Annotated in this window: 5 protein-coding genes; all 5 read right to left on the bottom strand. The window is 43.9% G+C overall.

The window, feature by feature from the left end; translation table 11 throughout:
- Positions 1-2: 2 nt before the first annotated feature.
- The 5 genes from ACRD64_RS03585 to ACRD64_RS03565 all read right to left on the bottom strand — a co-directional run bounded on the left by ACRD64_RS03585 (position 3) and on the right by ACRD64_RS03565 (position 14,911).
- Complete coding sequence (locus ACRD64_RS03585; RefSeq protein WP_430931793.1) at positions 3-5,726, bottom strand: hypothetical protein; 5,724 nt, start codon at positions 5,724-5,726, stop codon at positions 3-5.
- A 245-nt stretch (positions 5,727-5,971) separates the two neighbouring features.
- Complete coding sequence (locus ACRD64_RS03580; protein WP_430931792.1) at positions 5,972-9,496, bottom strand: hypothetical protein; 3,525 nt, start codon at positions 9,494-9,496, stop codon at positions 5,972-5,974.
- The gene (locus ACRD64_RS03575; RefSeq protein WP_430931791.1) at positions 9,493-12,960 is read right to left on the bottom strand and encodes a DUF6603 domain-containing protein; all 3,468 of its coding nucleotides are present in this window, start codon (positions 12,958-12,960) and stop codon (positions 9,493-9,495) included. The genes ACRD64_RS03580 and ACRD64_RS03575 overlap by 4 nt, the downstream gene beginning before the upstream one ends.
- A gap of 5 nt (positions 12,961-12,965) precedes the next feature.
- Positions 12,966-14,534, bottom strand: coding sequence for a hypothetical protein (locus ACRD64_RS03570; protein WP_430931790.1), 1,569 nt, complete (start codon positions 14,532-14,534; stop codon positions 12,966-12,968).
- An 11-nt stretch (positions 14,535-14,545) separates the two neighbouring features.
- Positions 14,546-14,911, bottom strand: coding sequence for a hypothetical protein (locus ACRD64_RS03565; RefSeq protein WP_430931789.1), 366 nt, complete (start codon positions 14,909-14,911; stop codon positions 14,546-14,548).
- Positions 14,912-15,310: the final 399 nt, after the last annotated feature.

The following is a 15,310-nucleotide window of genomic DNA, read 5'->3' as shown; positions in this document are numbered from 1 at the left end:
ATTTAGTCATTATTAAAAATTGCGGTTGCCATATAGTTTAGAGCCATAGTAACAGGACGGCTGGTAACACTGGCTACGGTGGCCGGTAAGAACTTGGCATATCCTGTTTCATCGATATGGTCGGGTTCTATTGCCCTGAATTGGGCCATTTCCAGCATGTCGTGCAACGAGTTGACCACATCTTCCCATTTCCAGTTACCTGTGAACTCTGCAGGTGTCATTAAAAGCAAGGATTGCGGTGGTTCACAATTTGGCCTGTCGTAATGGAAAGTCATACCTGTTGTTTCTTTTTTCGCAGGAATGGTTTCCGTCCACTCATCAACCAATAATCCACACTGTGCTTGTGTAGGATTAAACCCCGGATTATATGCGGTATATAACAATTTGTCACTTTCTATTTCATAATCTTCGGGATATGAAACCGCCAGCCAACTATCGTTTTCCGTATATGGCAATTGCAAAGGCATCAAGTCCAAGGTAGGGGAGGTTGGGTTAAAAGCTTCAAACAGTTGAACCGTGTTTTCCCACGAACCCATTTTTTCCCGAACACGGGCAATACCGTATAACCAATTGTCTACAGGGAAATCTTCTCCTTCGTCATTTACCTGGTAACTCAATAGTTGCGTTTGCGCATTTACGCAATTTTGCAATTCGCTGGCTTGTTCCGTGGAGAAAGTAAACTCAGGCAACACCTGGAAGTCTTCCGAGAACAGCGCTTTGGCAGCTTGTGTCAGCAGCTTCACCTTTCCTTTGGCATCTGCCGTGGTTCCCGCATCACTCACCTTTTGATTGACATCGGAAATAACTTTTTCCAACTGACTTCGCAGTTTATCGGCTTGTTGATGGATATCCTCGGCTAACACCACTACTTGTTTAATATCATCGGCAGTGGTTGGAACCTCAATATCAAAAGCATCCAAACCCACCAGTAAAGTATCTGTAGCAGTAAAAAACGAATTGATCGCTATATGATTTGTTGCCAAATAGCTCACTATATCCCCATGTTTTGCATCGAAAAGAGCTTTCTTCGCAACCACTTTCGATTCCAGATCGGTACTGTCCGTAAAGGTAATGTCGATTTCGGTACTTATGATACTTTCCGCTTTTTGCCAGAAATTAATCTTGGTTTCTTCGGATGCGGATACAGGCGGTGGAGTACTTGTTAAAGTGGTGTATTGGTCTAATTTATCATCCCACCTTAATTTGTAATCCAGTATTTTTTTGTATAAACCTGAGTAGATGGCTGCTTTGCGGTCGAATACATAACCCGAACCTGATTGCGGTTTTCCGAACAGGCTGATATCGCTAAGTATGGAAACAAAGGATGCGGAAACTGTATCAATCTTGGTTAGGATCTGTGCGCTGTTTCCCAGGCTTATTTCAAAATCTTCATCATCAACCAACGCCGAAAGTTCATCAATCACACCAGTTTTTAACGCACTGCTGGCGTTGCTCAACGGCGTAACCGCATTTGAAATTCTGGTTGGATCAATCACAGATGTAGAACCTTCCTGATCTTTCGTAGCCTCGTTTTGAAGTGCGACGTCAGCGGCATTTAGCGGACGAGCCGAAACAATCAGTTGTCGCAAATCGGAAATCATCGCTGCTGTCTCAAAGAATGAGAAAGTGCCCGTATCGGCCTTGGTATAATTAATTTCTATTTCCGCATCCAATCGTGCGGGGGCAGATCCACCGGAATATAAAGCCTGTAAAATGTAATCATCCAATACGGAAAGGCTCTTGTCACTATCAATACCTTCGGTGTAAAGTAAGTCGATAGGCATCAAACCAATATTCTGCAAAGAAATAAACTGCGATATGGGCGCATTTGAAGGCACTTCGCCATAATTTGGAATGGTGTAAACCACTTCGCAGGTGATATTATTCCTGTCGGGGAAAATATCATTGAGCCAGGCATTAATCCTTGGTGCAGACATACCTCTTGGGGTAAGGGTTCCAACAGGGCCGGTAACAGGTGGAAGATGGATGCCAAAACGATTGGTCAGACTGACTCCGCTACCATTTGACTGAATAACATGCGGTAGTTGAGGGTAAGTTCCTTTGCTGTAGGCATCCAAAGCTCCGGCAGCGCGATCGTAATTTCCTTGTACCACCTGGTGAACGCTTTCCGAGATGGCCAGATCGGCTACTGCATCTCTAATATTCATGATGCGATTTACCTCGTCGTTGATGGCTTTTGCCTCGTCGGGGGTAGCCGCTTTGAGTTTGTCGGCCCCAACACCGGTCTGAAATCCGAAGGGGTAAGTAGCAACACCTTCTTTGCGAATATGATCGAGCAAATCCAAGCCGTCCACCACATTGTTGGCTTCTATTTTGGTAACCGCCTTGTCTTCTTCAAACTCAGCTTCTTCCTCCTTGTAGCGTTGAAGTATTTTAGGATTTGTTGATGTTTTACCAACCTCTATCTTTGTTTTGTTAAGTCTGTTTGAACTGATTGGAAACACTTTACGAAGTTCGTAAATGAACACGTCCATCTCCTCGGTATTATTATCGTGTAAACCTCTTTCGAGATGATAACCCAATAAAGCACCAAGCGATTGTCCTTGCTGCATTCCTTCAATGATGCCCAAGGCCATACGAACCCTTTCGGATGATAGGTTTACTTTGTAGGTCTCGGCATTTTCGGGTGTTGCGGCAGATATATAGGCATTGCGCAGAACGGCAGCTGTTAATCCATGGTTGACAGAAGGGGCATGCACATAACCCGCATTTTCGGAGTCGATCATAGAATCGCTTCCAAATATATTTACCAGATCTTCATCAATGTCGGCCGGACTAAGTTGTTTGTTTTCAGGCTTTAGGTCCTCCACCAATCCGTAAGCGCCAATATATATTCCATCCGATGGATCAGATTCGTTGCTTTCGCCACCAAAACGCATATATTCCAACTGAAGGTGAACAAAGGCCATCAACCAGGCATCCAATCGGTAAGAGCAACAATCTATATGTTCTGCAAACAGACGTTCCAATCGGGCAGTGGGCACATCTTTCAAATGGTCCAGTGATTTTAATACCTCCTGTAAATATCTTACCGAAGGATCGGCAGTGGCGGTTCTGACTAATTCAGAAATATGATCGGCTATCATTACCCCATTGTCGTTAATATTGGGCTCCTCCCGATAAATAATGTCCCATTTGCTTTCCAATACGCTGGTGTTTTCCCGAACGCCCATAAAGTCGGCATCAATGCGCATTATAGAAGCTTCTTGCCGGGTAACCAGTTCGGCATTCACATAAAGCCGTAGGGCGGTATTTCCGAACTCCAGGTTCATGGCATGTCGTAACATATCATACAATAAGGCAATGGGACGATCATTGTCCTTAAATCCTTTTTGATCCTTGATATCCCGATGGTTATTTTGTGCTTTCTCAATCAGCCAGTAGATGTAGTTTTTATCATCTTCGGTATATGGTCTGATCGGGTTCTTCTCGGATAATGGGGTATCGTCCACCACATGCTTGTCCAAATCGTGGGCATCACCCAAAAACGATTTTTCGAGAATGGGTATTTTAGGGTTGTTTTTATAATCGTGATTGTAGCCCAGATGACTCAGGTGAAGCAATCCAAAAGCCCTGTAAATACCTTCTATTTTTTCAATATCGAATTCCTGACCGTGCATGAGCATGGCATTGTAGTTGGCATACAGGCTATCCGCTACCCGTCGGTCGTATTCCACCGATGAGGCATGCAAACCCAATGCTTCGAGCAGAATTTGGTGCGCATCGCCATCCTTGCCCACATGGGCCACCTTGCTTAGATGGGTTCTCCAATCCTCTTTTACAATTTTAAGTACGTTATATATATTGAGCAAGGTGGGGTAGTCATCGGAATATGCCCGACCAATCATGTCTCGCTGTTCCATAAATTTATAATCCCTGAAAGTGGTAACGGGCAATATTCCGTAAGGTTGGTCATCTATTCGGATAGAAGGCACTTTACCCCTTCCGCTTACATAATGTATCAGAAACCATCGCAATCGGTCCAATTCCCAGTCTGAAGCCACAGGTGTCAACATGCTCTCCATATAATAACCTATGGTGGCATTCCAAAGTGCGGTATGCATAGCGCTGGCCTCGCACTGATCGGTATGGTAATAATTTTCGGCCAGGTTAAGTCCGGAATTATATACATCAATACCCAACATATTGGCGAGCCACCTGCCGTCTTTTCTGGTTAAGCGTTCGTAGGGATCATCGGGCTTATCCTGTCCAAAGTAACGATCATAAGCCTCATCGGGATCTTCTTCAATGGAATAGCCCGAGCCTTCATCTTCGGTATTGTTGGTAGGTGTTCCTTGTGGTAGAATAGAGAAAGTATTATCGCCAAACTGATGGTTTTTAAATAATTCTTCGATCAATTGCTGCCCATCGTTGCTGTTGGCACCCATTTTAATACCAATTACAAAAAGCCTGCTAAATCCTCTGCTATATTGATCGGGAGTCAGGTTCACCTTAAATCCCAATCCCATGTTCACGGCCTCGTCAAAATTAAACAGCCATTTGGTTTCTGCCTGTTGCGAGAGGTATTCTATATATTTAACAGCCTTTTCGTCGTCGCTGAGCGCATCAAATCCTTCGCCATAAGAATCCCGGAGCACTTCTTCAATATCGTCGCGCGTATCAGGCCCAACAATTAACGGATCGGGTATCAAATTCCCGATTTGATTGACCGTCGGGGTTTGGGAGTCGTTCTGGTAGCCCAGCAACACAAACCTTTCGGGAAAAGTACGTACTTCGGCCGCCTGGGTCCAGGCATTTATTTTGGAGTCGGTATCTTGAGGGGCTTCAAATTCTATAAACGAAACCACCACGCCAGGTTCTTCTACAGTTGGTTTTTCCTTTATATTGGCCGGCGTATATTGCGTAAGGAGTTGTTGTGCGGCTTCGTCAGTTGAACCTATCTCAGTAGAGAAATCATCAAAAGCTTTTTTAATGGATTCACCATCGCCGAAGGCAAGATAAAAAGCCGCCCAATATTTTTTTAAGGCATCTTGATGCGCTTCGGAAGGAAGGTTATAGGTTGAAATAACCAATATCACGTCCGATTCGCTTTCTCTTGGCGGAATTAAATCTTCGCCCACAGGTTTATAAGCGGTAGTCAGATAATAGGATCGGCCCGCATTAAAATGCCCCATCAGTTTTTGCCAGGCACCCCGGTGTTTGTTTTTTACAAACTCGTTGAGATCTTCAGTGGCAGGTATACCGGCCTGCCAAATGTTGATCCAGTATTCTTTGGCTTTTTCCACTTCGCTTTCGCTGAGGGTTACGTCAAAGGTGTCGATAGAGCATTCGTCGGGAAATACCCTGACCCAAAGTTGAGGGATTTCACCGCCGTCACCTTCCACTTTTTTAAAACGGGTTTCCAGTCGAACAGGGAACATAAGAATGGGTGTTTGGTCGTTTAGGAAACCCATGTTTTTTCGGGGATCGGTAAAGGCCTGAAACGCTTTGATGGCTTCCAGCTTTTCCGAGGCCATGGCATTCAGTTCGGCTTGCTGACCGGCAATAGAAGCTTTCAGGCTGCGTTCGGCGGCAACAATCTTTTTATAATGCGTACTTTGCTCGGTATAGACACGAACCACATTTTTCTTTTGCTCGTCGAGTTTTTTGAGCCGTTCCTTATCGTGAAATATAACTTTTTGCTCTGTGGCAATAGTGTTTTGTATTGCTCTCAAAGCTTCCCGGGCTTCATTAAATTCTGCCATAGTTTCTTATTTTTTATCCACAGACCCGTCAGTCGACGGGCAGGTTATTCAGATTAAACAGATTAAAAAACAGCAAAACTGCTTTATATTAACACGAATGTTTCGAATTACACGAATTTTAAATGATAATAACTATTACAAACACCAGCATACGATAAGCATGTTGAGGTTCTTGAACTTTGCTCACTTGCGACTCTCCTCACTTATCTCATCGCTATGATCTCCACTCATCGTTCTCCGCTCTTTTAATCCGTATTCGGCAACATTTCTGTTGCATGCACAGCTACCAAAACAGGTACCTGGTAAAGGATATATGCCAAATCGGCTGAGCTCATGTCCTTGTTCCAAATGATTCCCATGTCTTCGCTTTGCTGTTCTTCTTTTTCAGCGTCTTCGGGTAATTCCAAATCCTGATCGGCTGTAATAGTCGGGGTTTGATTTGTAATTTGAATAAATCCTCCATCGGCGACAGCAGGTGTAATATCAGTCCAGCTTAGATCATTCCAAAGTTCTATTTTATTGCCCTCTACATTACTGGTTTCGCCTCCAATATCAAGCCCAAATCTAGGTTCTCCCGGACGTTCTTTGATGACGAAGAACCAACCCGGATCGTCCCAGGTTATTCCATTACTTGCGCAGCGGGGATCCACTTCTATACTTTCATCTCCGGTACCCCCCTTGGCTTCGCATGTGGTTAAGTCGAATCCGAAGAAATGGATATCGGGGCTTACCTTGGCCTCGTACAATGGCGTTTTCACAATGTCTGATGGAGGGTTGTTTTGTTCGGTGTCCGTCAACGGCCACAGATCTCTTTCCTGTTTTGGATCAATCTTGTCCTTATCCGCTTCATCAGTCACAGGATTCCCGTCTTCATCTCTCCATACAGCCTTATGGGCATAGATAACTGCATTAGGGTATTTCTTAAGCAGCTCGCCTCTGATCACCAATACCACTTCTTCTTCGTTATCACCAGGTTCTTCCCGATGGTCGTGGTCACCTAAATCACTATACTTCGACCAAAGATGAACAGGTGGAATATCTCTTAATTTCTCCTTTAATTCTTCTTCACTTAAGCCCTCCCTATCTAAATAACCTATGGCTTCCCAAAACTGTCTGAAATAACTTCCCCGTTGGTCTGTTGGGTACTCGCGCCATAACAACTCACGTGCAAACTCATGGTTCAACCCTACCATATACGATTCAATAAATGGCTGATTAGTTTCCAGCAATGAAATACTGTTTTGCGCCACGAAATTGATATTGGGCAAGAATAGTTCTGCCGAGTATTCGGTCAACGGTTTGTACATAGGCAAATCTATCTCGGGATAGGCCATAGCGGGCACAAAGGTTTCTTTTAACTGCTCTTTTATCCTCCACGGAATCAACACCTTACCCCACACCCACTTTGGAATGGTAGTTTCAGGTTGTAAACTATCGTATACCGATGTATTAATACCTGCAATATCAAGTTCGGGTTTCACGGTGGGAACGCTGGCCGCAATAGATTCTTGCACGAGGGTATAGGCATCTTTCGTACCGGTTTTAAATGCTTCTGCTTCCTTGCTGTCCTGAAGACCTACTCGCGACGAAGTGTAAGTGCCGTCCAGCGATATTTTAAATTCAGGTCGTCTGGGCCAGTCATCCACACTATCGGGTGTCTTGTTTTCCGGTTGAACCACTTCGGAAGCATCCACGCTTAAATCCCATTTGTTCAATAATCTAAACAAGTAGAACATAGCTCCAATAATGGCCACTATCGTGGCATAATAAGGCACATTTGTTCCCAGTATAAAATAGAATATTATAATCAGCAGCAATGCGATGGCAAAAGGAACCCATTTTAGCCATTCATATTTTTTAATCAACTGCAGAATAATATCTGGTATATTGGTTGGCCGCACTTCCTCATGCAGTTTTTCATGTTCACTCAATATAGGAGGAGCAATCCTTGGAGGTGCTGCACTCACCTCGTTTTTATTTATTCGGGAGATGATATTATTTACATTGATCGTATCATCAAAGTTGAAACGTTTCATCAATATCCCCCTGGGCCTGGTAAACTTCCTGAAGGATGTTGAAATAGTAACCTGTGGAACATTACTTTGCTTAACCTCGTAAAATGCGGTTGCTTTTTTTAGAGTAGTCTGATCGCCGTTATGATAGCTTACATCTTTTAAAATCCTTTTGTGCATTGGCGCGGATACGCTGAGCCATCTGTCGGGAGTAGAACTTTGAATTGAGCCCAAATGGGTATCGTACCAAACACTGCTGACTTCTTTTGAAAGTTGTGCATATTGGATGAGCTTATTGGATTTTAGGATGTCACCAACTTGTTCCCAGGCGGATTGCATATAGTCTTCCTGGTTTTCTTGTACCACCTTTGTTCCAAAACCGGCAGCCGAGCGCCATCGGGGATCGAGGTTAAGTTCATGCACCCAATTATCGTTGGGTGAGATGTCAGAACCATCCTGGGTCTTTAATAATCGCTTACTCAGCGAATGCCAGCGTGCATATAATGGTGCTGTAATTAACGGATCGGGGTTTTGGTCGTAACCAAACTCGTTTTCCTTATCTGTAGCTGTTTGTTCCTCGGTTATGTTCGCATGGGTATTTGCGTCCAGAGCACTTTCTTCTTCATAGGAATCGGTCAGGTTGATAAACGATGCCAGGTCGCTTTGGAACGGATGAGGATAAGCCTGTGTTCCGTTCAGTGTTGCCCAGTTTCTGTATTTTACGATGTCTTTATATTCATCGGAATCGTGATCGTAAAATATATCAGGGATTTTTAAGGCGCCACCCAATTTTAGTATGCCGCCCAGTTTCTGTTCTTCTGTGGCATCGGGAGCGTCAGTAATTCCCTTGATGTTGGCACCTGGTTTCTGAACATCCATATCCCGTGTTCCTACCCTCTTGTCGATGGGTTGCGGTTTAAGGAGGCGGACCAGGTATTCGAAATCACCTTTGGTTCCTGTTTTAAAACCCCAACGGTGATAATATGGTAACTCGGTGGGGAGAACACTATCGGTCCATGCTGGTGTATCGTGTGAAGCGGCAGTGCTTGGGTCTTGTCCTACACCAGCCAATCGTCCACTTTCGAAAGAAGGCACCAAAAAAGCATGATAATTCACGTTGGCTTCGAGCTTGCGAGGACACATTATACGGGCAAAACCGTTATCGGGATTGGAATTGAGGGTACTCACTAAATCCGATTGAATACCTGCCGCATCCGTGGAGCGTACTATCTCGTTATCTTCACTATCCTCACCCAGCAAATCCTTGTTGATATGCACATGTGCCCATGCCCACAGTTGCGACGGAGGTGGAAGTTTGGCTCCAGCTTTGGGCAGTATATAAGGCAGAGGCCTGTCTTTAACGTTTTTGCCATTGCTAAATTCATCATCCTTTAAAACCACTAGCATAATCCAGGGCGTCAAGCGATGGTTTGACGGACTGACGGGAGAATAACGCCAAGGCAAGTCCTCATCGTAAAAATCGATATAGGGCAGGTAGTTGGGTTCAAAATTAGACAAATTGGGTTCCGGATCCACCTTAATAATCGTCCTGGGATCGAGACCCGTGATATCTCCAGGTCCATAAATTTGAATGTCCTTAACAATGGAAGGACGATTTACCGTACTGCCGTCAACTCCATCTCCGCTGATCTTTAATTCTACGGGAATGGTTGCTCGCACACCCGATTGTCCACCAATTTGATTGGCGATACCTTCCCTTACCCAGGGTATAAAAGTATATGTGGCTATATTACTCATGCTACAATGTTTAATTCGGTGTTCGGAATCACGTGTAATTGACTGGCTAAAGCAGGGTTGTTTTGGATCTGATCGTTCATAAATTGGTCCGCCTCGGCTTGACTGGTGAACGATACTGCAGGATCTACGGCAGTGTTGTCCTCGTTAAAGGCCACTGAATATTCGTTTGCTTTCACTTCTATTTTTTCATCGTAAGGCTGCATGCGTTTTTTTGTTTGCATGGAGACTGTTGCCTGTGCAACCGCACTGCCCTTAATGAAATGACCAAACAATAATTTAAACAGCAAAGTGAACTGAATACGGAAATACAAGTAGAATGGTCTTCGGATGAATTTTTTAAAGTTATTATCGATGATGTTGGTTTCGTACCGGATAACACGTTTGGTGGCCATGCTGGTTTTAAGCTGATCTCCTTCAACAGCTACCTCCAATCCACTTTCCAGAGGCTCGTAACCTGGACTGGACAGGCGTTTGGAATCATCCAATTGTTTATATTGCCCAATAGCAAATTCCTCTTTCACCACACTTGTTCCCAACGGTCCTCCACCTTGAATTTGGGCATCAACAAACATTTTGTTGGTATCTGTAGGTTTCTGATTTCCTACTTTGTCGATTTTAAAATTCAACGGTACTTTTCGTTGGCTGATCAACAATTTACCAACAGGGTGCAATACGAGCTGATCGCTATCGCTTTCGCCCAGTTGACGCAAGGTAACCGAAACATGGCTTGTTGAAGGCAGTTTGGCTTCCCAGTTGGTTAGTGCCGCCAATTCTTTCTCCAATAACGGGAATACCTCTATTGGATCGAGTTTGGTATTTTCCTCGTCGCCCCATGTTTTACTGAATGGTACTTTAATTTTGAAGAATAGCAAGGATATCTTTCCTTTTCCTTCGATATGCCAGGGAGTAGGACCTTCCAACAACCCGCTGAACCCTACGCTGAATAAACCTACGCCAAATACTTTCACGCTCAGGCTCATGGACAATCCGAAGCTGAAGAAGAACGGATCGAATTGGAACAGGGCGTCAAATCCCAGATGACCATCGATATTAAAGGCACTGACTCCAAAGTATACCTCTACCTTTGCTCCAAATTGTACCGAATTGGAGGTGACGGCAAAGTATCCTTCTATTCGAACCTTCGCATTGGAATGGTTCAATATGTTAACCGCAATGCGCGGAATAGTTCCAAATGGCAGTGGTGGCGGACTGTATCTGGGGTGGAACCCACCTACGCTCACCACAAAATTAGCAGGACTGCCCCATTGAACCAACAGTCCCATTCCGCCTTCGAGTGTGATAAACAAAACACGGCTGTCGTATAGGTAAGCAAAGAACCACAACAGTTTATTGTTAGGTTCCAACCTGCCCATAAAGTTTACCTGCAAGCGAAGAATATCGGCTTCTTCATCGGGCAGAACCACCTTAATAATACCAAGTATCGTAAAGTTCGCTTCGGGGAATTCGATGATGATTCCCATGGACACACTCAGCAAATTTGGTGTTCCCCAGCCAATTTTCACCATTGGGCCTATCAGGAAGGTATCTTCCATGGTTGGGAAGAATTTCCTTAAATCGCTGATAATGCGCGGTGCATTGGCAATAATGTCCTGCGGGAACATCACGCTTTCTATGGAGCCGTTTTTAATGCCTTCGGTTAAAGGATCAACATTTACGATGCGGTTAACACCGATGATTCCTCCAACGCCCAACAAGGTAAATCCAAAACCCAGTTGGATACCGCTACCAAATTCCACGGTGATAATCAATATCATGGAGAATCCTTTGGAGCCATCGGGCATTTTGGTGGTGATGAGGCCAATGGCACGAAGTGCAATCCACTCGGCAAATACCAGTTCCAGTGCACCGGCATATTCCTCTCTTTCAAAGTCGAAGTAAAGATAACCACCACCTTTAACTACACCGGCATCAAGAGATAAACCCACGCCATTAGGTGGTTTAAATTCCAAATCGAAATCGACGGGTCCAAGATTGTTATCGGTTTTATCTTCGGGGAAGTTGATGTTCCCGATCAAACCGATACCTTCAACGGATGCAGCAATAGGGCCTATTTCGGCTTTGATGTTGGCGCTTAGTCCAACAGGTATTTTCAGTTCACCACCATCTGTTCCCACGCCAATACTTATGGTGATGGCGTCAATTTCAATGGGACCCAGATCAATATGTGAAGGAAGTTGAATTTCGAGGGTTGAACTGCCTGTAAAGAACAATCCTTCTTTGGAGTCGTAGCCGAAACCCATTTCAAAATCGGAATCTATTTTAATGCCCGAAAGTATTTGGGTCAGGAATCCATCGCCTTGCGACATATCCACTTTAAGCTTACCGCCCTTAATTTCTCCCAGAACTTTAAAAGCTGCACTGGCTGAACTGCCCAAATCAAAATTCAACCCGGCAGAACCCGTTACGATAAACTTGGCCACCTCGAGTCTGGAACCTTCGGCTTCACCAAAAATAATGAAAGGTGTATTGTCGGCTTTCCCCGCGGTAAAACGAAGGCCGTACTCACCTGTTATTCCGGCGGAAGAATCAAAATCGATATTTCCGTCGGGATGAATGATAATTTCCGCACTGGCTTTCAGGTCGCTTTTGGCCAATGCTTCCAGTTTCCAATCACCACCGTCCGAAATCGGACCGGAGGTATCAATAGATACATCTTCGGCCATCCTGATTTTGAGTGCCCAGGGTTGAACATCTGTTTTTGGCGAAATTTCAAAAGCCAGTACATCCAACACGTCGGGATTAGGCGCGGTATCGATAACGGCAGGTACACCTGCTTTACCCAGCAATGATTGCAAATCGTTCAGCAGGGTACTGTCGCCATAGGTATTCTCGCCCCAGCGATATAAAATTTTCAGAACATCCTGTGGGGATTTGATAAATTTTCCAATCTGGTTGATATCGAAAATATACTTGTTGATTTCGGCATTACCATGGCCTTCTGAGCCAATCTTTTGCAACTCCCGTTGAATGATGCCTACAAATTCCAACACTTCGGGTAGCACAGGTACACCTTCCAGGTTTCGAACCACCAGGTAGTCGAACAATCTCCGGGGCAGTTTTTCTGCAAACTCGTTGAGCTCATTTTGTGGGATTCCGGACACACCTGATAAAGTCTTGATGGCATCTGCCAAATCCTTGATTGCCTTAACGGTTGTAATAATGGCTTGCAACAGATCGCCAATTTTGCTGTAATCACCGGCATCTATCCCATCCACTACTTCCTGAACCAAATCGGGCAGCTTGCTGGCAGCGGTGAATGTTTTATTGGCCGCATTGGCAAAACCCGAAACACCATTTACGGCGTCGGGCAATTCCAGGCCAAGCTGAGCGAGCAAGACGATTGCCTTGTTGTCCTTTAAATCATCTTTTAAAGGTTCCATTATTTGGGCCAATCCCATTAAGATAGCCTCGAGTGTTCCTGTATTTTCGTTGGGTGAGGGCATCGTATCTATTTTACAGGGTTAAACATGATGGGTAATTTGTCGAGGTAACCGGCTTTTAGCAGGGCGTTGGCAAAATCCTCGATAGTCTCGGGACTCATCATGGAAAGTATCAATTTCTCACCATGTTCCAGAAGCTCTTGTTTCAATTTACCGCTACCGTTTTCGATCAAGGCATTATACATGGCCACAAGAAGCTCTTCACGGCCTGAACCATTAATTTCTTTAGGGATTTTGTAGTTTTCTACCCGAGCCGCACGGGCTATGGCTGCCACATAGGCAGGCCCTTGGAGTCGCTGCCAAACCACGGTAACTGGTCGGCAATGGTTAACCAGTTCCAGAACTTCTTCAAAGTGCTTATCATATAACTTACGAATAAGACTATGGTCATTTGCTTCCCTGAGCTTTTCAAGAATATTTTTAACATTTGGTTTCCCGGTGCTTGTTTTTCTAACCGTGTTTGTAACCGTATCGCTTCTTAGGCCAGAACCACTTGGACTGGTGGACAGTGTTATGGCATTGCTGTTTGAACTTAATTTAGCAAGCACATTGGCGATGTTATTGGCAAATGTTATATCCACTGAGTTGGTTGTTTCATCCCCACCATATAGTAAAGCCACAATTTCGTCAGAGGCATTTAAGATGACAGAACCTGAATCGCCATTGTTTGAGAAAGCAAATTTGCAGGTATCGCTATCTGCATCAAGTACCTGATAAGTTTCCGAGGGGTCGGGGATAATCAAAACCTGTCCTGTACGAATGGTGATGGTACCGCCATCCGGATCGGTTCCGGCAACAGCGGTGTCACCTATATGAACAACCCTTCCTGTGGTAAAAGCAGAGCGGGCCCCAATTTTACGGACCGTTTCACCAACCACTGCCGCAGCGGTGCCGGATACCGTCAACACCTCATCGGTAGAGTCGTTAGTGATATTGAAGGAGATGTCGCCGGAAAATTCAGTATTGATTTTAGCGATGGCACAATCTACGGAAGTGCTGGTGGGCGGGTTGAGGTCACGGATACCGATAATGGTTTCCCCGATTACATCGTCACTGCCACACTCACAGCAACAACATTTTGATACCTTGCCTAACTTAGGTTGAGCCGTTGGGAGTACCGTGGTATCCGTGCTAGAGGTTGAATCGTATAATACATGCTTGTTGGTTAAAAGGATTGTCGTACCATCGGAATCCAGTGTGCCAAACCAACCTAATGTACCGTAAGTATTGGATTTGGTAGAAACCGCTATTCCTGCTTTCAACGGCCTGTGTTTGACGTTTTCTCTTCTTTCGTCCCCGCAAACATCAGGTCGGTCACAAACCTGGTAAGGCGTTAAAACATCTGTTTTTATTGCTTCAATTTCGGTAGGTATAACCTCATTTGCTTTCAGTGATTTCAGGCTCTTTTTTTCCGCCACGAATACCCTAAAAGAAATTTCATCGGTAAACTGTTTGTTTTTTTCTTTCATACCAACCCCGACAGCTAAAACATTGGGATTTTTGGACAGCTCTTTTTTAACCTTTTCAAGTTTGCTTAAAAGCTTGTCTTGGTTTTCCGATAGATTATGTAAATCCATTTTTACAGGTATTAATAGTAGTTAAACCTTAGCTTATCAGGAAATACTTGGATGCCTATTTCCAGTGTTTTGCTTGCTTTGCCGGGGAGGTTTATTTTTACTTCAAATATTTTTATGGGTGGATCGGAACGTAACATTCCAGGAACAATTTCAACCGCGGACACACAATCATACTTTGCAATTTCTGCCTTGATCAACTCGAAATGTCGTTTGGAACTTTCCTTAATATCGAGCGTATCCAGTTTTTTGTCAAGGATTATTTTCAAACTGGCCTTGTCGTTTTCGTATAATGCTTCACAAAAAGACTTTTCCACAATGATTGGCGTTGATGTTTGAAGCCATAAAAAAAGAACAGTAAAAGTTGTTAATAAACTCATCGTACAAACACAATAAGATTTGTAAAAACTTTAATTATGAAATATAGCAGGCTTAATAAGTATATAAGCAGGATCATTAACTCCTGGTGCGATTACCAGAGAATCTAGTTAATGTGTAATTATTAGGCGAGTAATTTTGTTTCATCTAAATTTATGGCAAATCTTAATGCAAGAATAAATTTTTAATGTTAATAATTGTTAATCGGCTGAAATGAATTAACAACAGGTGCTTCTATGCTTAAATTCAGGCAAAGACGGCTAACTGTTTGATCAAAAAAAACGTTAGATTGAATTTGAATAAAACGGAGCCATACATATTTATTATTAATGGCGCTAAAACTTTCCGCTTCACATTTTCTTGGTCATTATACATTTCCATCCCTAAAATTCATGAAACAA

Origin of the sequence: Saccharicrinis sp. 156, from assembly GCF_050589685.1 — a bacterium.
Lineage (GTDB): Bacteria > Bacteroidota > Bacteroidia > Bacteroidales > Marinilabiliaceae > Saccharicrinis.
The sequence above is the reverse complement of the archived record's forward strand: the minus strand, read 5'-3'. Positions and strand labels throughout refer to the sequence as shown.

What these genes read in the sequence shown, in the direction of transcription:
- ACRD64_RS03585 (WP_430931793.1), bottom strand. Translation starts at nt 5,726, where the DNA reads ATGGCAGAATTTAATGAAGCCCGGGAAGCTTTGAGAGCAATACAAAAC.
- ACRD64_RS03575 (WP_430931791.1), bottom strand. Translation starts at nt 12,960, where the DNA reads ATGCCCTCACCCAACGAAAATACAGGAACACTCGAGGCTATCTTAATG.
- ACRD64_RS03580 (WP_430931792.1), bottom strand. Translation starts at nt 9,496, where the DNA reads ATGAGTAATATAGCCACATATACTTTTATACCCTGGGTAAGGGAAGGT.
- ACRD64_RS03570 (WP_430931790.1), bottom strand. Translation starts at nt 14,534, where the DNA reads ATGGATTTACATAATCTATCGGAAAACCAAGACAAGCTTTTAAGCAAA.
- ACRD64_RS03565 (WP_430931789.1), bottom strand. Translation starts at nt 14,911, where the DNA reads ATGAGTTTATTAACAACTTTTACTGTTCTTTTTTTATGGCTTCAAACA.